Below are 17,953 nucleotides of genomic sequence, written 5' to 3'. Positions count from 1 at the left end.
CCGGCGTCCGGACGTGCGGGGCCACCCCGTCTCTGCGACGATCGCGTCATGATCGTTCGGTCCCGGGCGCTCGCCACGCGGTGGACGACCGTCGTGCCCCTGCTGGCGGTCGTCCTGCTGGCCCTCACCTGGGGGCGCGACCTGCCCGGCCCGGTCGTGGCCCTGGTGACCGTCGTGCTCGCCGGAGCGGTCCTGGCGGCGGTCCACCACGCCGAGGTGGTCGCGCACCGGGTGGGCGAGCCCTTCGGCTCCCTGGTGCTCGCCATCGCCGTCACGGTCATCGAGGTCGCCCTCATCGTCACCCTGATGGCGGACGGCGGCGACAAGAGCGCGACGCTCGCCCGCGACACCGTCTTCGCGGCGGTGATGATCACCTGCAACGGAGTGGTCGGCCTGAGCCTGCTCGTGGGCTCGCTGCGGCACGGCACGGCGGTCTTCAACCCGGAGGGCACCGGCGCCGCACTCGCCACCGTGGCGACGCTGGCCACGCTCAGCCTGGTGCTGCCGACCTTCACCACGAGCAAGCAGGGCCCCGAGTTCTCCACTCCCCAGCTCGCCTTCGCGGCCGTGTCCTCCCTCGTCCTCTACGGCCTGTTCGTCGCCACCCAGACGGTGCGCCACCGGGACTACTTCCTCCCGATCACCCGGCAGGGAGAGGTGATCCGGGCCGAGGACCATGCCCGCAGGCCGTCCGCGCGGGAGTCCGGGATCAGCCTGGGGCTGCTCGGCGCCGCACTGATCGGGGTGGTCGGCCTGGCCAAAGGGGTGTCGCCCACCCTGGAGTCCGGAGTGGCGGCGGCCGGACTGCCGCACGCCGTCGTCGGCGTGATCATCGCCCTGCTCGTGCTGCTGCCCGAAACCATCGCCGCGCTCCGCTCGGCCCGCCGCGACCGTGTGCAGACCAGCCTCAACCTGGCCCTCGGCTCCGCCATGGCCAGCATCGGCCTGACGATCCCCGCCGTGGCCGCCGCCTCCGTCTGGCTCCCCGGCCCCCTGGTCCTGGGCCTGGCCCCGCTGCACATGGTGCTGCTCCTGCTCACGGTCGTGGTGAGCTCCCTGACGGTGGTCCCGGGCCGCGCCACCCCCCTCCAGGGCGGCGTCCACCTGGTCCTCTTCGCCGCCTACCTGGAACTGGCGGTCAACCCCTGAGCCGGGGCGCCGGGAGGGCGTACGGGCCGTCGCCGCGCCGGCGCAGCGTGATAGACCGGGGGCAGCAGCGGTCCAAACGGGCCGGTGGAGCCGTTTCGGACCGGAGGTAGCGTGTCGCGCACCCTTGCCAGTGCCCCGATCATGATTCTCAACGGGCCCAATCTCAATCTGCTGGGGCAGCGGCAGCCGGAGATCTACGGGCGGGACACGCTCGCCGACATCGAGGCGCTGTGCGTCAAGGCCGCGGCCGCGCACGGGGGCACGGTCGACTTCCGGCAGTCGAACCACGAGGGCGAGCTGGTGGACTGGATCCACGAGGCGCGGCTGCACCACGCCGGGATCGTGATCAACCCCGCGGCCTACTCGCACACCTCGGTGGCGATCCTCGACGCCCTGAACACCTGCGACGGACTGCCGGTGGTGGAGGTGCACATCTCCAACATCCACAAGCGCGAGGAGTTCCGGCACCACTCGTACGTCTCGCTGCGCGCCGACGGGGTCATCGCCGGGTGCGGGGTGCAGGGGTACGCGTTCGGGGTGGAGCGGGTCGCGACGCTCGCGGCGGACGGCCGCGCGGCCACCTGAGCCGTACCGGCGGGACCGGGGCTACCAGCCCCGCGCGCGCCACTCCGGCAGATGGGGGCGCTCCGCGCCCAGCGTGGTGTCGTTGCCGTGGCCGGGGTAGACCCACGTCTCGTCCGGGAGCACGTCGAAGATCCTGGTCTCGACGTCGTGGATCAGACTGGCGAACGCCTTCGCGTCCTTGAAGGTGTTGCCGACCCCGCCCGGGAAGAGGCAGTCCCCCGTGAAGACATGGGGATGCCCGTGCGGGTCGTCGTAGACGAGGGCGATCGAGCCCGGCGTGTGGCCGACCAGGTGGCGCGCGGTGAGCGTCACGCGCCCCACCCGGATCGTGTCGCCGTCGTCGACCGGCACGTCCGTGGGGACCGGGATGCCCTCGGCGTCGTCCCGGCCGGCGTAGGTGCGGGCGCCGGTGGCGGCCACGACCTCGGCGAGCGCCTGCCAGTGGTCGCCGTGCCGGTGGGTGGTGACGACGGACGTGATGCCGTCGTCACCGATCGTCCCGAGCAGCGTGTGGGCGTCATTGGCGGCGTCGATCAGGAGCTGCTCGTCGGTGGCCCGGCAGCGCAGCAGATAGGCGTTGTTGTCCATGGGGCCGACCGCGATCTTGGTGATCATCAAGTTTTGCAGCTCGTGCACATCGGCCGGACCGCCGACCCTCACCGCTCCGCTGTACGTCATGGCCGTCAGCCTATAGCGGCGTTCCGGGCGTCACAGCGGGGGCAGGACAGGCAGGGCGCCCCCCTGCACGGTCAGCGCGGCCCCGTCGCGGCGTCCGGCCAGCCAGCCGAGCAGATCCGCCGGGCGGCCCTCCACGGCGACCTCGGGGGCGTCCGCCGCCCGTCCCGTGCTCCACGCGCGCGTGCCGTCCGTCAGGCGCGTGGCCGGGACGTCGGGGCGGCCGGTGAAGCGGTCGGCGAGGAAGCCGGTCTCGCGCTCGGTGAACTCCTGCGGCAAGTCCTCCAGCTCATGGCCGATCCCGAGGTCGACGTGGTGCAGCGCGACCTCGGCCCAGCGCCGGAACGGCACCCGGGCCGCCGCGTCGGTGACCCCGTTGCGCAGCTCCACCGTGCGCGACCAGTCCGCGGGGGAGTCCGCCGCGCGCGCGAAGCGGTCCGCGCTCTCGCGCAGGTCGGCGAGCTGCTCCTCCAGCGGGCGCGGGGCGCACTTCTCGATGTCGGCGTCGCGGGCCTCGGCCGAGACGTACATCGGACGCCCCTCGAGGACGTTGACGAGGGCGTCGGCGTTGCGGGCGAGGTGGGCGAGGACATGGCCGCGGGTCCAGCCCGGCAGCCGTGACGGTTGCGTCACAGCGGCGTTGTCCAGTGCGGCGGCCGCGCTGAGCAGCCGGTCGGTCGCGTCACGGAGAGAGACCAGGTCGCGGGCGTGATCCATCATGCGGCCGACCCTAGCCCCGCCACTCCTTCGGGTGAAGACGGCTCACTCCGCCCGGAAATCGAATGTGCGTGCTATAAGGTCGACTGCGGCGTCGGGCATGCTGGAGGGTCCGGGATTGTTACGGAGCACAGAATCCGACCGGCGTTGTCAGTGGCTCCCCCTAGTCTGAAAGTGACCGGGGCCCCGCCCCTGTCACTTCTCTCAAGAAAGGTGCGGACCGGCGTGGCCGACCGTCTCATCGTCCGTGGCGCGCGCGAGCACAACCTGAAGAACGTCTCGCTCGACCTGCCCCGGGACTCGCTCATCGTCTTCACGGGACTGTCGGGTTCGGGCAAGTCCTCGCTGGCCTTCGACACCATCTTCGCCGAGGGGCAGCGCCGCTACGTCGAGTCGCTGTCCTCCTACGCGCGGCAGTTCCTCGGCCAGATGGACAAGCCGGACGTCGACTTCATCGAGGGCCTCTCCCCGGCGGTCTCCATCGACCAGAAGTCGACCTCCCGCAACCCGCGCTCCACGGTCGGCACCATCACCGAGGTCTACGACTACCTCCGGCTGCTCTTCGCGCGCATCGGCAAGCCGCACTGCCCCGAGTGCGGCCGCCCCATCTCGCGCCAGTCGCCGCAGGCGATCGTCGACCGGGTCCTGGAACTGCCCGAGGGCAGCCGTTTCCAGGTGCTCTCCCCGCTGGTGCGCGAGCGCAAGGGCGAGTTCGTCGACCTCTTCGCCGACCTACAGACCAAGGGCTACTCCCGCGCCCGCGTGGACGGCGAGACGATCCAGCTCTCCAGCCCGCCCACGCTGAAGAAGCAGGAGAAGCACACCATCGAGGTGGTCGTCGACCGCCTCACCGTCAAGGACAGCGCCAAGCGCCGCCTCACCGACTCCGTCGAGACCGCCCTCGGCCTGTCCGGCGGCATGGTCGTACTCGACTTCGTCGACCTCCCCGAGGACGACCCCGAGCGCGAGCGCATGTACTCCGAACACCTGTACTGCCCGTACGACGACCTGTCGTTCGAAGAGCTCGAACCCCGCTCGTTCTCCTTCAACTCGCCCTTCGGCGCCTGCCCCGAGTGCACCGGCATCGGCACGCGCATGGAGGTCGACCCCGAGCTGATCGTCCCCGACCCGGACAAGTCCCTCGACGAGGGCGCCATCCACCCCTGGTCGCACGGACACACCAAGGACTACTTCGACCGGCAGATCCACGCCCTCGCGGACGCCCTCGGCTTCCGTACGGACATCCCCTTCGCGGGTCTGCCGCAGCGCGCCCGCAAGGCCCTGCTGTACGGCCACAAGACCCAGATCGAGATCCGCTACCGCAACAGGTACGGCCGCGAGCGCGTCTACATGGCCTCGTTCGAGGGCGCCGTCAACTTCGTCAAGCGGCGGCACGGCGAGGCCGAGAGCGACACCAGCCGTGAGCGCTTCGAGGGCTACATGCGCGAGGTGCCCTGTCCGACCTGCGAGGGCACGCGGCTCAAGCCCGTGGTCCTCGCGGTCACGGTCATGGGCCGGTCCATCGCCGAGGTCTCCGCCATGTCGATCAGCGACTGCGCCGACTTCCTCGGCGAGCTCAGGCTGGAGGCCCGCGACAAGAAGATCGCCGAGCGCGTCCTCAAGGAGGTCAACGAACGGCTGCGCTTCCTGGTCGACGTCGGCCTGGACTACCTCTCGCTCAACCGTGCGGCCGGCACGCTCTCCGGCGGTGAGGCCCAGCGCATCCGGCTGGCCACCCAGATCGGCTCCGGACTCGTCGGCGTGCTCTACGTCCTGGACGAGCCGTCCATCGGCCTCCACCAGCGCGACAACCACCGGCTGATCGAGACCCTCGTGCGGCTGCGGGACATGGGCAACACACTCATCGTCGTCGAGCACGACGAGGACACCATCAAGGTCGCCGACTGGATCGTCGACATCGGCCCCGGCGCCGGCGAGCACGGCGGCAAGGTCGTGCACAGCGGCTCCGTGAAGGATCTCCTCGCCAACGAGGAGTCGCAGACCGGGCAGTACCTCTCGGGTCGCAAGGCCATCCCGGTGCCGGAGGTCCGCCGCCCGCGCGACACCTCCCGGCAGCTCACGGTGCACGGCGCCCGGGAGAACAACCTCCAGGACATCGACGTCTCGTTCCCGCTCGGCGTCTTCACCGCCGTCACCGGGGTCTCGGGCTCCGGCAAGTCCACGCTGGTCAACGACATCCTCTACACCCACCTGGCGCGGGAGCTCAACGGTGCGCGGAACGTGCCCGGCCGGCACACGCGCGTGGACGGCGACGACCTCGTCGACAAGGTGGTGCACGTCGACCAGTCGCCCATCGGCCGCACCCCGCGCTCCAACCCGGCCACGTACACCGGCGTCTTCGACCATGTGCGCAAGCTGTTCGCGGAGACCACCGAGGCGAAGGTGCGCGGCTATCTGCCGGGCCGCTTCTCCTTCAACGTCAAGGGCGGCCGCTGCGAGAACTGCTCGGGCGACGGCACGATCAAGATCGAGATGAACTTCCTCCCGGACGTCTACGTCCCGTGCGAGGTCTGCCACGGTGCCCGGTACAACCGGGAGACCCTGGAGGTCCACTACAAGGGCAAGTCCATCGCCGACGTCCTGAACATGCCGATCGAGGAGGCCCGTCACTTCTTCGAGGCGGTCCCGGCGATCTCCCGCTACCTCAAGACGCTGACCGAGGTCGGACTCGGCTACGTCCGGCTCGGCCAGGCCGCCACCACGCTGTCCGGCGGTGAGGCCCAGCGGGTCAAGCTCGCCAGCGAGTTGCAGCGCCGGTCCACCGGGCGGACGGTGTACGTCCTGGACGAGCCGACCACCGGGCTGCACTTCGAGGACATCAGCAAGCTCCTCAAGGTGCTCGACGGACTCGTGGAGAAGGGCAACACGGTCATCGTCATCGAGCACAACCTCGACGTCATCAAGACCGCGGACTGGCTGGTCGACATGGGTCCCGAGGGCGGTGCGGGGGGCGGCCTCGTCGTCGCCGAGGGCACGCCGGAGCAGGTCGCGGGGGTGCCGGCGAGCCACACCGGCAAGTTCCTGCGGGAGATCCTCTCGGCGGAGCGGATCAGCGACGCGGCGCTATCGGCGGCGAAGCCGCCGGTGAAGAAGGCGGCGAAGAAGACGGCCGCCCGTCGGAAGACGGCGGCGAAGGGCTAGCCCTTCGCGCGAACGAGCCCACTCACCCGCACTCGCCGACGCACCCGAGCCCCCGAGCTCGGGTGCGCGCCGCTCTACGCGCCGGCCAGCTCCGCTGCCCACGGCGGTTCCGCGCCCGCACGGGAGCAGGTGAGTGCTGCCGCGCGGGCCGCGAGGCGGAGCAGACGCTGCCAGCCGTCGGGACCGAGATCCGCCACGGCGGCGGCGGACAGCGCGTCGCGGGCCGCGAGGCCGTGCAGCAGTGCCGCGTTGACCGTGTCACCCGCCCCGATGGTGTCCACCACGTCCACCTTCTCGCCCGGGGCCACATACACGGCGTCCACCCCGCCGGCCTCGCGTACGAAGGCGGTCAGCCCGTCCCCGCCGTGGGTGACCACGACGGCGGCGGGACCGGCGTCCAGCCACTCGCGGGGCGTGCCGCCCAGCCACTCGGCGTCCTCGGCGGACAGCTTCAGCAGCGTCACCGACGGCAGCCAGCCGCGGAACCGGGCCCGGTAGGCGTCCGCGTCCGTGATGAGCCCCGCCCGGATGTTCGGGTCCAGGGCGGTGAACAGCCCGCGCCCGTGCGCCTCCCGCAGCAGCTTCTCGTACGCGCTCGCGCCCGGCTCCAGGACCAGCGAACAGGTGCCGAACGACACGGCCCGGGTGCCCTCGGGAAGCCGCTCCGGCACCGTGAACAGCCGGTCGGCGGTGCCCTCGACGTAGAACGAGTAGGCCGCCGAACCGCCGTCGTCGAGCGTGGCGACCGCCAGCGTGGTCGGCTCGGGCCCGCGCTGCACCGGCGAGACGTCCACCCCGGACTCGCGCAGCCGGTCGAGCAGCGCCTCGCCGAAGGGGTCCCGCGAGACGCGGGAGCAGAAGGCGGTGGGGGAGCCGAGGCGGCCGAGCGCCACGGCGGTGTTGTACGGGCCGCCGCCGCGCGCGGGCGTGAGCGCCGCGAGCGCCCCCGCGCCCCGCGGTACCAGATCGATCAGGGCCTCACCGGCGACGACGATCACTAAACGGGTCCCTTCTCGGGCCGGCTGGGGATACGGGGCGCGAAGCTATCCGATGCGGACGCCGCACGTAAACACCGGTACGGCGCCCCGGCCCCGCACGGTCACGGCGCCGGTCAAACGGGCCGCCGGCCGAACCGAAACGGGCGGTGACCGGCACGAAACGAACAGCCGTGGTCGGGGGCGGCCACCGTCGGCCGAGCGGAGGCGGAATGATCCGTACCGGTATGGTCGGGCCGTACGCAGACGACGTACGCCGACCAATGAGAGGAGCCCCCTGTGGAGACCGTCCCGACCGGCAGCCCGACCGCCCGGCGCCGCACCGTCCTGCGCGGAGCGGCGCTCGCCTCCGTCGCCGGTACCGGGCTCGCGGCCTGCTCCACCGGCGGCGACGGCGGCAAGACGCCCGCCACCCCGACCGCGCCGGTCGACCTGGGCGCCGAAGCCGAGGTCCCCAAGGGCGGCGCGAAGCTCTACCGGGACGCGAACGTGGTGGTCAGCCGGTCCGACGCCGGAGCCCTGAAGGCGTTCAGCACGATCTGCACGCACGCGGGGTGCGCCATCACCAAGCTGTCCGGCACCACCCTCACCTGCCCCTGCCACGGCAGCGAGTTCGACGCCCGGACCGGAAAGGTGCTCCAGGCCCCGGCCACCGAGCCGCTGCACACGCTGTCCGTCGAGGCGAAGGACGGCAGGATCGTCGCAGGCCCGAAGGCCTGAGCGACGAAGGGACTCCTACTCCCAGTCCCACGCGATCCCCACGATCCCCGACCGCACCCGCTGCTCCACGAGATGCACCGACCGGTGCTCCCGGCTCAGCCGGAGCTCCTGGCGGGAGCCGCGCGGCGCCGCCGTCGAATGCTGGGCGAACCGGTGGCAGCGCACCGGCAGCGCCGTGTCGTCGAACCGCACCTGGAGCGCGTACTGCCCGCCCGCGCCGCGGAACCCCCGGACGTACTCGCGGCTCTGGCCCGCCGTGCCGTCCTCGAACCCGTAGCGGAACAGAAACGTATCCCCGGCCCGCAGTCGCGTGTCGAAGAGGAGTTCGGCCACCAGCATCCCCGTCTCGCCGTGCCGGCGCACGCGCCCGGTGCGGCAGTTCTCCAGCGCCCGCACCATGACGTGCTCCGGGACACAGCCCGGGTCGCCGTGGTGGACGGCGAGGAAGCGGTCCACCCCGTCCCGGTGGGCGCGCACGATGTGCTGCGACTCGCGGCCCAGCAGCTCCCGGCGCGCGCCGATCCGGACATACTCGTGGTGACCGATGCTGTGCAGTCCGCCGTCGAGCGGCGCCTCCAGCTCGGCGAGCAGCTCCTCCAGGACCCCCGACGCCTCCATCAGCGAGCGGTAGGAGCGCCCCGCGGCCCGGCCCGGCTCCTCCTCGGCGGAGGCGAGCAGGCGGATCAGGGACTCGTCGGGGAGGTGGAGTATCTCCTCCAGCGCGCGCACGGCCCGCAGCGACTCGGGGCGCTGGGGGCGGCGGGCGCCCTGCTGCCAGTAGCTGAGACTCGTCACCCCGACCTTGACCCCGTAGCGCGACAGATGGTGCTGGACGCGCTGCAACGGCAGCCCGCGCGCGGTGATCGCGGCACGCAGGGCGACATGGAAGGGGCCGCGGCGCAGTGCCGTCTCCAACTCCGCGGCGGCGGGATCCGCGTGCTGTGTGCCATGCCGCATGCAGGGGCCTTTCTGTCGGGTGCGCGACGGCTGGTCGGACCGCGCGCGGGGACCGGGCGAGACGGGCGCGCGGGGCGCGGGGCGCCCCGAGGGGGAACGCCGTCTTCCGGGACCCGTGGGTTCCCCCGCATTGAAGCGTGTTGACCATGTAAGGACAACAAGATGGGGGAACCTGGCCGGGGCCCGCCCCACGGCCGGGGACGGCCGGGCACACCACGGCCGCCTGTCAGTGGCCGCCAGTAGGGTGTGTGACATGGCCGATCCCTCCAGCTACCGCCCCAGGCCGGGCCAGATCCCGGACTCCCCGGGGGTGTACCGCTTCCGCGACGAGCACCGCCGGGTGATCTACGTCGGGAAGGCCAAAAGCCTGCGCCAGCGCCTGGCCAACTACTTCCAGGACCTGGCGGGCCTCCACCCGCGCACGCGCTCCATGGTCACCACCGCGGCGTCCGTGGAGTGGACGGTGGTGTCCACGGAGGTCGAGGCACTTCAGCTGGAGTACTCCTGGATCAAGGAGTACGACCCCCGGTTCAACGTCAAGTACCGCGACGACAAGAGCTACCCCTACCTCGCGGTGACGATGAACGAGGAGTTCCCGCGCGTGCAGGTGATGCGCGGTCACAAGAAGAAGGGCGTGCGCTACTTCGGCCCGTACGCGCACGCGTGGGCGATCCGCGACACCGTCGACCTGCTGCTGCGCGTCTTCCCCGTGCGCACCTGCTCCGCCGGGGTGTTCAAGAACGCCGCCCGCACCGGCCGCCCCTGTCTGCTCGGCTACATCGGCAAGTGCTCGGCGCCCTGCGTGGAGCGCATCTCCGCCGAGGACCACCGCGAACTGGCCGAGGAGTTCTCCGACTTCATGGCGGGGCGCACGGGCACCTACATCCGCCGTCTGGAGAAGCGGATGGCGGAGGCGGCCGAGGAGATGGAGTACGAGCGGGCCGCCCGGCTGCGCGACGACATCGAGGCCCTGAAGAAGGCCATGGAGAAGAACGCGGTCGTCCTCGCCGACGCGACCGACGCGGACCTGATCGCGGTCGCGGAGGACGAGCTGGAGGCCGCCGTCCAGATCTTCCACGTCCGCGGCGGCCGGGTCCGCGGCCAGCGCGGCTGGGTCACCGACAAGGTGGAGGACGTCACCACCGGCGCCCTCGTCGAACACGCGTTGCAGCAGCTCTACGGCGAGGAGACGGGCGACTCGGTGCCCAAGGAGGTGCTCGTCCCCGCGCTCCCGGACCCCATAGAGCCCGTCCAGGACTGGCTCACCACCCGCCGGGGCTCGAACGTCTCGCTGCGCATCCCGCAGCGCGGCGACAAGAAGGCGCTGATGGAGACGGTGCAGCGCAACGCCCAGCAGGCGCTCGTGCTGCACAAGACCAAGCGCGCCTCCGACCTGACCACCCGCTCGCGCGCCCTGGAGGAGATCGCCGAGGCCCTCGACCTGGACAGCGCCCCGCTCCGCATCGAGTGCTACGACATCTCGCACCTCCAGGGCGAGGACGTGGTGGCCTCCATGGTCGTCTTCGAGGACGGGTTGCAGCGCAAGGGCGAGTACCGCCGCTTCCAGATCCGCGGCTTCGAGGGCCAGGACGACGTCCGGTCGATGCACGAGGTGCTCACCCGCCGCTTCCGGCGCTACCTCTCCGACAAGGAGAAGACGGGGGAGTGGTCCGACGGCGAGGCCGCGCTCACCGAGGAGGACGGCCGGCCCAAGCGGTTCGCCTACCCGCCGCAGCTCGTCGTGGTCGACGGCGGGCAGCCGCAGGTCGCCGCGGCCCAGCGGGCGCTGGACGACCTCGGCATCGACGACATCGCCGTCTGCGGCCTGGCCAAGCGGCTGGAGGAGGTCTGGCTGCCCGGCGAGGACGACCCGGTGGTGCTGCCCCGGACCAGCGAGGGCCTCTATCTGCTCCAGCGCATCCGTGACGAGGCCCACCGCTTCGCCCTCACCTACCAGCGCACCAAGCGGGCCAAGCGGCTGCGCTCCGGCCCACTGGACGACGTCCCCGGCCTCGGCGAGACCCGCAAGCAGGCGCTGATCAAGCACTTCGGCTCGGTCAAGCGGCTGCGCGCCGCCACGCTCGACCAGATACAGGAGGTCCCGGGCATCGGCCGCAAGACCGCCGAGACCATCGCCGTCGCCCTCGCCCGCTCGGCCCCGGCCGGACCGGCCGTGAACACCGCGACGGGAGAGATCATGGAAGAGGAGGAACCCGCCGGCCCGCCCGTGGCGGCGGCGGATCCCTCCCAGGAGCCCGTGTCCGCGGGCACCTCGCAGGAACGACGGGGGCAGGAGACATGACCGAGCACGAAGCGGGCACGGAACCCGGCGGCGCCGCACCGCCGGGACGCGTCCACAGCGAACCGCAGGACAATGCCCTCGGGCACGAAGCGCACGACGCGCAGAGCACGCACGAAGCGCACAGCACGCACGATGTGCACAGCACGCACGATGTGCACGACGCGCAGGACGCGCGCGACAGCGCCCCCACGCACCGCGCCCCAGGGCGCGGCACAGGCCACGACGACGGAGCACAGGTGAGTACGGGCAGCGAAACGGCCGGGGCGCCCGGGGCGCCCGAGACGGCCATCCCCGAGCTGGTGATCATCTCCGGCATGTCCGGAGCCGGCCGCTCCACCGCGGCCAAGTGTCTGGAGGACCTCGGCTGGTTCGTCGTCGACAACCTGCCGCCCGCGCTCATCCCCACCATGGTGGAGCTGGGCGCCCGCTCCCAGGGCAACGTGGCGCGCATCGCCGTCGTCGTCGACGTGCGCGGCCGCCGCTTCTTCGACAATCTGCGCGAATCCCTCGCCGACCTCGAGGCCCGGCACGTCACCCGGCGCATCGTCTTCCTGGAGTCCTCCGACGAGGCCCTGGTGCGCCGCTTCGAGTCGGTGCGCCGCCCGCACCCCCTCCAGGGCGACGGCCGCATCGTCGACGGCATCGCCGCCGAACGCGAACTGCTGCGCGAACTGCGCGGCGACGCCGACCTGGTGATCGACACCTCCAGCCTCAACGTGCACGAACTGCGCGCCAAGATGGACGCCCAGTTCGCCGGCGAGGAGGAGCCCGAGCTGCGGGCCACCGTCATGTCGTTCGGCTTCAAGTACGGCCTTCCCGTCGACGCCGACCTGGTCGTGGACATGCGGTTCCTGCCCAACCCGCACTGGGTCCCGGAGCTGCGCCCCTTCACCGGCCTCAACGAGGAGGTCGCCGCGTACGTCTTCAACCAGCCCGGCGCCAAGGAGTTCCTCGACCGCTACGCCGAGCTGCTCCGCCTGGTGGCCGCCGGCTACCGGCGCGAGGGCAAGCGCTATGTGACCATCGCGGTCGGCTGCACCGGCGGCAAGCACCGCTCGGTCGCCATGTCGGAGAAGCTCGCCGCCCGCCTCGCGGCCGAGGGCGTGGAGACGGTCGTCGTCCACCGGGACATGGGGCGCGAGTGACCGGACGTACTCCGCGGCTGAGCCGGCTGCGCCGGGTGGTGCCCGAGGGCCGCGGCGGCCGCCCGGCCGAGGGCCGCCCCGCCCGGCCCGTCGAGGCGCGCGGCGGCAAGCCGCGCCGCCGCGGCACCCAGCCCAAGGTGGTCGCCCTCGGCGGCGGCATGGGGCTGTCCGCCTCGCTCGCCGCGCTGCGCCGGATCACCGGCGACCTCACCGCCGTCGTCACCGTCGCCGACGACGGCGGTTCCAGCGGCCGGCTCCGCGACGAACTGGGCGTCCTGCCGCCCGGTGACCTGCGCAAGGCGCTGGCCGCGCTGTGCGGGGACGACGACTGGGGCCAGACCTGGGCCCGCGTCATCCAGCACCGCTTCCAGTCCCAGGGCGACCTGCACGAACACGCGGTCGGCAATCTGCTGATCGTCGCCCTGTGGGAACAGCTCGGCGACCACGTCCAGGCCCTCGACCTGGTCGGCCGGCTGCTCGGCGCGCACGGCAGGGTGCTGCCCATGTCCGCCGTACCGCTGGAGCTCCAGGCCCTGGTCAGGGGCCACGACCCGGAACGGCCCGACGACGTGGACACCGTCCGCGGCCAGGCCACCGTCGCCCTCACCCCCGGCGAGGTGCAGTCCGTGCACCTCGTGCCGAACGACCCGCCGGCCGTCCCCGAGGCGGTCGAGGCGGTCCTTGACGCCGACTGGGTGGTGCTCGGCCCCGGCTCCTGGTTCTCCTCCGTCATCCCGCACCTGCTGGTGCCCCAGCTGCTGGACGCGCTGACCGCGACCAAGGCCCGCCGGGTCCTCTCGCTGAACCTCGTCCCGCAGCCCGGAGAAACCGAAGGCTTCTCCCCGCAGCGTCATTTGGAGGTTTTGGCACGACACGCCCCTAAACTCGCCCTGGACGTGGTGCTGGCCGACGAGGCCGCCGTGCCCGACCGCGAGGTGCTGACCGCTGCCGCCCAGCGGTTCGGCGCCGCGGTCGAGCTGGCGCCGGTGGCCCGGACCGACGGCACTCCGCGGCACGACCCGGAGCTGTTGGCCGCCGCGTACGACCGTATTTTTCGGATGCATGGAAGGATCGGCCCATGGCGATGACGGCAGCGGTGAAGGACGAGATCTCCCGGCTACCCGTCACCCGGACCTGCTGCAGAAAGGCGGAGGTCTCGGCGATCCTGCGGTTCGCGGGCGGTCTGCACCTGGTCAGCGGCCGCATCGTGATCGAGGCGGAGCTGGACACCGCGATGGCGGCCCGCCGCCTCAAGCGGGACATCCTGGAGATCTTCGGCCACAGCTCCGAACTGATCGTGATGGCCCCCGGCGGCCTGCGCCGCGGCTCGCGCTACGTGGTCCGGGTGGTCGCGGGCGGCGACCAGCTGGCCCGCCAGACCGGCCTGGTCGACGGCCGGGGCCGCCCGATCCGGGGTCTGCCGCCGCAGGTGGTCTCGGGGGCCACCTGCGACGCCGAGGCCGCCTGGCGCGGTGCCTTCCTCGCCCACGGCTCGCTCACCGAGCCCGGCCGCTCCTCCTCCCTGGAGGTCACCTGCCCGGGCCCGGAGGCCGCGCTCGCCCTGGTCGGCGCCGCCCGCCGGCTCTCCATCGCCGCCAAGGCCCGTGAGGTGCGCGGCGTCGACCGGGTCGTGGTCCGCGACGGCGACGCGATCGGCGCGCTCCTCACCCGGCTCGGCGCGCACGAGTCGGTGCTCGCCTGGGAGGAGCGCCGGATGCGGCGCGAGGTCCGCGCCACCGCCAACCGGCTCGCCAACTTCGACGACGCCAACCTGCGCCGCTCGGCCCGCGCGGCCGTCGCCGCCGGCGCCCGAGTGCAGCGCGCGCTGGAGATCCTCGCCGACGACGTTCCCGAGCACCTCGCCGCCGCCGGACGGCTGCGCATGGAGCACAAGCAGGCCTCCCTGGAGGAGCTCGGCGCGCTCGCCGACCCGCCGCTGACCAAGGACGCGGTGGCCGGCCGGATCCGCCGGCTGCTCGCCATGGCCGACAAGCGCGCCTCCGACCTCGGCATCCCGGGCACGGAGTCCAATCTGACGGAGGAGATGGCGGACAACCTCGTGGGCTGAGCGGCGGCCGGCCGCGGCGACCGCCCCACCGTCAGCCTCCAGTTGACCGCCTCACCCGGAGGCCCGCCCGAAAGCCCGCCCGAAGGGCTGAACAGCCGACGGTTCCGGGTGATCCGTACCCCTACTGACCGGTACACGCCGCCCCGCCGCATACGGGGCGTCTCAATGTCACCCGGGGGCCCCTGGGGAGGTAGGGTCGTAGGCGGTCGGGGACATCCCATACAGCTCGCCGGCGTCGAACCCGGCGTACCAACGAGGAGATCGGTTCGTGACGATCCGCGTAGGCATCAACGGCTTTGGCCGCATCGGTCGTAACTACTTCCGCGCGCTGCTGGAGCAGGGTGCAGACATCGAGATCGTGGCTGTCAACGACCTGGGTGACACCGCGACCACCGCTCACCTGCTGAAGTACGACACCATCCTGGGCCGCCTCAAGGCCGAGGTGTCGCACACCGCCGACACGATCACCGTCGACGGCAAGACCATCAAGGTGCTCGCCGAGCGCAACCCCGCGGACATCCCCTGGGGCGAGCTGGGCGTCGACATCGTCATCGAGTCGACCGGCATCTTCACCAAGAAGGCCGACGCCGAGAAGCACATCGCCGGTGGCGCCAAGAAGGTCCTCATCTCGGCCCCGGCCAAGGACGAGGACGTCACCATCGTGATGGGCGTCAACCAGGACACCTACGACCCGGCCAACCACCACGTCATCTCCAACGCCTCCTGCACCACCAACTGTGTGGCGCCGATGGCGAAGGTGCTCGACGAGAACTTCGGCATCGTCAAGGGCCTGATGACGACGGTGCACGCGTACACGAACGACCAGCGCATCCTGGACTTCCCGCACAAGGACCTGCGCCGCGCCCGTGCCGCCGCCGAGAACATCATCCCGACCACCACCGGTGCCGCCAAGGCCACCGCCCTGGTGCTCCCGCAGCTCAAGGGCAAGCTCGACGGCATGGCGATGCGCGTGCCCGTCCCGACCGGCTCGGTCACCGACCTCGTCCTGGAGCTCAGCCGCGAGGTCACCAAGGAAGAGATCAACGCCGCCTTCCAGAAGGCCGCCGAGGGCGAGCTCAAGGGCATCCTCGAGTACACCGAGGACCCGATCGTCTCCTCCGACATCGTCAACGCCCCGGCGTCCTGCACCTTCGACTCCTCCCTGACCATGGTCCAGGAGGGCAAGAGCGTGAAGGTCATCGGCTGGTACGACAACGAGTGGGGCTACTCCAACCGCCTCGTCGACCTCACGGTCTTCGTCGGCAACCAGCTCTGATCGACCGGGAGCAGACACCTCGATGCGCAGCAGGGCTCGGACGGCGCAAGGACGCGCCGTCCGAGCCCTGACGCGCGTCCGGCGATCGCCGGCCGATCGCCGCGATCAGACCGACCGACGCGATCCACAGCACCAGGGAGCCCCTGCATGAAGACGATCGACGAACTCCTCTCGGACGGTGTCGCGGGCAAGCGCGTCTTCGTCCGCGCCGACCTCAACGTCCCGCTGGCCGGCACCACGATCACCGACGACGGCCGCATCCGCGCCGTCCTGCCCACGGTCAAGGCCCTGGCCGAGGCGGGCGCCCGGGTGATCGTCGCCTCGCACCTGGGCCGCCCCAAGGGCGCCCCTGACCCCGCCTTCTCCCTCGCCCCGGCCGCCGCCCGCCTCGGTGAACTCCTCGGCGCGGAGGTCGCCTTCGCGGCGGACACGGTCGGCGAGTCCGCCGAGTCCACCGTCTCCGGCCTCGCCGACGGACAGGTCGCCGTCCTGGAGAACCTGCGCTTCAACGCCGGGGAGACCGCCAAGGACGACGCCGAGCGCGCCGCCTTCGCCGACATGCTGGCCGGCCTCGCCGACGTGTACGTCGGCGACGGCTTCGGCGCGGTGCACCGCAAGCACGCCTCCGTCTTCGACCTGCCCGAGCGGCTGCCGCACTACGCCGGCTACCTGATCGCCACCGAGGTCGGCGTCCTCAAGAAGCTCACCGAGGACGTCAAGCGCCCCTACGTCGTGGCGCTCGGCGGCTCCAAGGTCTCCGACAAGCTCGCCGTGATCGACCAGCTGCTCGACAAGGCCGACCGCATCCTCATCGGCGGCGGCATGGCCTTCACCTTCCTCAAGGCCCAGGGCCACGAGGTCGGCGCCTCCCTCTTGCAGGAGGACCAGATCCCGGCCGTGACCGAGTACCTGGAGCGCGCCGAGAAGCAGGGCGTCGAGCTGGTGCTCCCGATCGACGTCGTGGTCTCCCCGGGCTTCCCGGACCTGAAGGCCAAGGCGTCCACCGAGCACTCCGCCGTCGACGCCGACAAGATGCCCGAGGGACAGCTGGGCCTGGACATCGGCCCGAAGACCGGCGCACTGTACGCGAGCAAGCTCGCCGACGCCGCGACCGTCTTCTGGAACGGCCCCATGGGCGTCTTCGAGCACCCCGACTACGCCGAGGGCACCAAGGCGGTCGCCCAGGCTCTCATCGACTCGGACGGTTTCACCGTCGTCGGCGGCGGAGACTCCGCCGCGGCCGTGCGCACCCTGGGCTTCGACGAGAACGCATTCGGCCACATCTCGACCGGTGGCGGCGCCTCCCTCGAATACCTCGAGGGCAAGACGCTCCCCGGCCTCGCCGCACTGGAGGACTGACCCCGTATGACCACTCGCACGCCGCTGATGGCGGGCAACTGGAAGATGAACCTCAACCACCTCGAGGCCATCGCACACGTCCAGAAGCTCGTCTTCGCCCTGGCCGACAAGGACTACGACGCCGTCGAGGTCGCCGTCCTGCCCCCCTTCACCGACCTGCGCTCGGTGCAGACCATGGTCGAGGGCGACAAACTCAAGATCAAGTACGGCGCCCAGGACATCTCCGCGCACGACTCCGGCGCCTACACCGGCGAGATCTCCGGCCCGCTGCTCGCCAAGCTGAAGTGCACCTACGTGGCCATCGGCCACTCGGAGCGCCGGCAGTACCACGGCGAGACCGACGAGCTCGTGAACGCCAAGGTCAAGGCCGCCTACAAGCACGGCCTCACCCCGATCCTCTGTGTCGGCGAGGAGCTGGACGTCCGCGAGGCGGGCAACCACGTCGCGCACACGCTCGCCCAGGTCGAGGGCGGTCTCAAGGACCTCCCCGCCGAGCAGGCCGAGACGATCGTCATCGCCTACGAGCCGGTGTGGGCCATCGGCACCGGCAAGGTCTGCGGCGCCGACGACGCCCAGGAGGTGTGCGCCGCGATCCGGTCCAAGCTGGCCGAGCTGTACTCGCAGGACCTGGCCGACCAGGTCCGCATCCAGTACGGCGGCTCCGTGAAGTCGGGCAACGTCGCCGAGATCATGGCGAAGCCTGACATCGACGGCGCTCTGGTCGGCGGGGCCTCCCTGGACGCCGACGAGTTCGTCAAGATCGTGCGCTTCCGCGACCAGTGAGTACGCCCTAGCGGCGATCCGTCGTACCCTTGCGGGGGCCAGTGGCCACCGTGCGCCGTG

At 71.7% G+C, this 17,953-nt stretch carries 15 protein-coding genes; 11 read left to right on the top strand and 4 right to left on the bottom strand.

Annotated features, from left to right (window positions below; translation table 11 throughout):
* Positions 1–48 precede the first annotated feature (48 nt).
* Positions 49–1,149: a calcium:cation antiporter gene (locus tag IO29_RS18605; protein WP_030380625.1), complete on the top strand. Its 1,101-nt coding sequence runs from the start codon at positions 49–51 to the stop codon at positions 1,147–1,149.
* A 111-nt stretch (positions 1,150–1,260) separates the two neighbouring features.
* Positions 1,261–1,734 carry a type II 3-dehydroquinate dehydratase gene (aroQ, locus tag IO29_RS18600; protein ID WP_030380624.1) on the top strand — a complete coding sequence of 158 codons (474 nt, stop codon included), beginning with the start codon at positions 1,261–1,263 and terminating at the stop codon, positions 1,732–1,734.
* A 21-nt stretch (positions 1,735–1,755) separates the two neighbouring features.
* On the opposite strand, the gene IO29_RS18595 is transcribed toward aroQ, so the two are convergent.
* Both IO29_RS18595 and IO29_RS18590 read right to left on the bottom strand, forming a co-directional pair.
* Positions 1,756–2,412, bottom strand: a complete 657-nt coding sequence (locus IO29_RS18595) for an MBL fold metallo-hydrolase (RefSeq protein ID WP_030380623.1) — start codon at positions 2,410–2,412, stop codon at positions 1,756–1,758.
* A gap of 30 nt (positions 2,413–2,442) precedes the next feature.
* Positions 2,443–3,129, bottom strand: coding sequence for a maleylpyruvate isomerase family mycothiol-dependent enzyme (locus IO29_RS18590; protein ID WP_030380622.1), 687 nt, complete (start codon positions 3,127–3,129; stop codon positions 2,443–2,445).
* Positions 3,130–3,351: 222 nt separating this feature from the next.
* Here IO29_RS18590 and uvrA point away from each other — a divergent pair, with 222 nt between their 5' ends.
* Positions 3,352–6,288, top strand: a complete 2,937-nt coding sequence (uvrA, locus tag IO29_RS18585) for an excinuclease ABC subunit UvrA (protein ID WP_033226022.1) — start codon at positions 3,352–3,354, stop codon at positions 6,286–6,288.
* 74 nt (positions 6,289–6,362) lie between these two features.
* On the opposite strand, the gene IO29_RS18580 is transcribed toward uvrA, so the two are convergent.
* Complete coding sequence (locus IO29_RS18580) at positions 6,363–7,286, bottom strand: carbohydrate kinase family protein (RefSeq protein ID WP_030380620.1); 924 nt, start codon at positions 7,284–7,286, stop codon at positions 6,363–6,365.
* A 276-nt stretch (positions 7,287–7,562) separates the two neighbouring features.
* On the opposite strand from IO29_RS18580, the gene IO29_RS18575 reads away from it, so the two are divergent.
* Positions 7,563–8,003: a Rieske (2Fe-2S) protein gene (locus IO29_RS18575; RefSeq protein ID WP_030380619.1), complete on the top strand. Its 441-nt coding sequence runs from the start codon at positions 7,563–7,565 to the stop codon at positions 8,001–8,003.
* A 15-nt stretch (positions 8,004–8,018) separates the two neighbouring features.
* Here the strand turns inward: IO29_RS18575 and IO29_RS18570 are convergent, their stop codons facing one another.
* Positions 8,019–8,960 (bottom strand): hypothetical protein, encoded by a 942-nt coding sequence (locus IO29_RS18570; protein WP_030380618.1) that lies wholly within the window; start codon positions 8,958–8,960, stop codon positions 8,019–8,021.
* A 253-nt stretch (positions 8,961–9,213) separates the two neighbouring features.
* Between IO29_RS18570 and uvrC the strand changes: the two genes are divergently transcribed.
* From uvrC to tpiA, 7 genes are all read left to right on the top strand, one after another.
* Positions 9,214–11,262: an excinuclease ABC subunit UvrC gene (gene uvrC / locus IO29_RS18565; RefSeq protein ID WP_030380617.1), complete on the top strand. Its 2,049-nt coding sequence runs from the start codon at positions 9,214–9,216 to the stop codon at positions 11,260–11,262.
* Positions 11,259–12,407 (top strand): RNase adapter RapZ, encoded by a 1,149-nt coding sequence (rapZ, locus tag IO29_RS18560; protein WP_234307564.1) that lies wholly within the window; start codon positions 11,259–11,261, stop codon positions 12,405–12,407. The genes uvrC and rapZ overlap by 4 nt, the downstream gene beginning before the upstream one ends.
* Positions 12,404–13,495, top strand: a complete 1,092-nt coding sequence (locus tag IO29_RS18555; protein WP_030380615.1) for a gluconeogenesis factor YvcK family protein — start codon at positions 12,404–12,406, stop codon at positions 13,493–13,495. The genes rapZ and IO29_RS18555 overlap by 4 nt, the downstream gene beginning before the upstream one ends.
* A complete protein-coding gene (gene whiA / locus IO29_RS18550) occupies positions 13,486–14,475 on the top strand; it encodes a DNA-binding protein WhiA (protein WP_030380614.1) in 990 nt (329 codons plus the stop codon). Before IO29_RS18555 ends, whiA begins: the two co-directional genes overlap by 10 nt.
* 268 nt (positions 14,476–14,743) lie before the next feature.
* Positions 14,744–15,751 carry a type I glyceraldehyde-3-phosphate dehydrogenase gene (gene gap, locus IO29_RS18545; RefSeq protein WP_030380613.1) on the top strand — a complete coding sequence of 336 codons (1,008 nt, stop codon included), beginning with the start codon at positions 14,744–14,746 and terminating at the stop codon, positions 15,749–15,751.
* Positions 15,752–15,898: 147 nt separating this feature from the next.
* Entirely contained in the window at positions 15,899–17,110 is a 1,212-nt protein-coding gene (locus tag IO29_RS18540; protein WP_030380612.1) for a phosphoglycerate kinase, read from the top strand.
* 6 nt (positions 17,111–17,116) lie between these two features.
* A complete protein-coding gene (tpiA, locus tag IO29_RS18535) occupies positions 17,117–17,893 on the top strand; it encodes a triose-phosphate isomerase (RefSeq protein ID WP_030380611.1) in 777 nt (258 codons plus the stop codon).
* Positions 17,894–17,953: the final 60 nt, after the last annotated feature.

It is taken from the genome of Streptomyces sp. NRRL F-6676 (assembly GCF_000725625.1).
Classification (GTDB): Bacteria; Actinomycetota; Actinomycetes; order Streptomycetales; family Streptomycetaceae; genus Streptomyces.
This window is presented reverse-complemented; position numbering and strand designations above follow the sequence as displayed.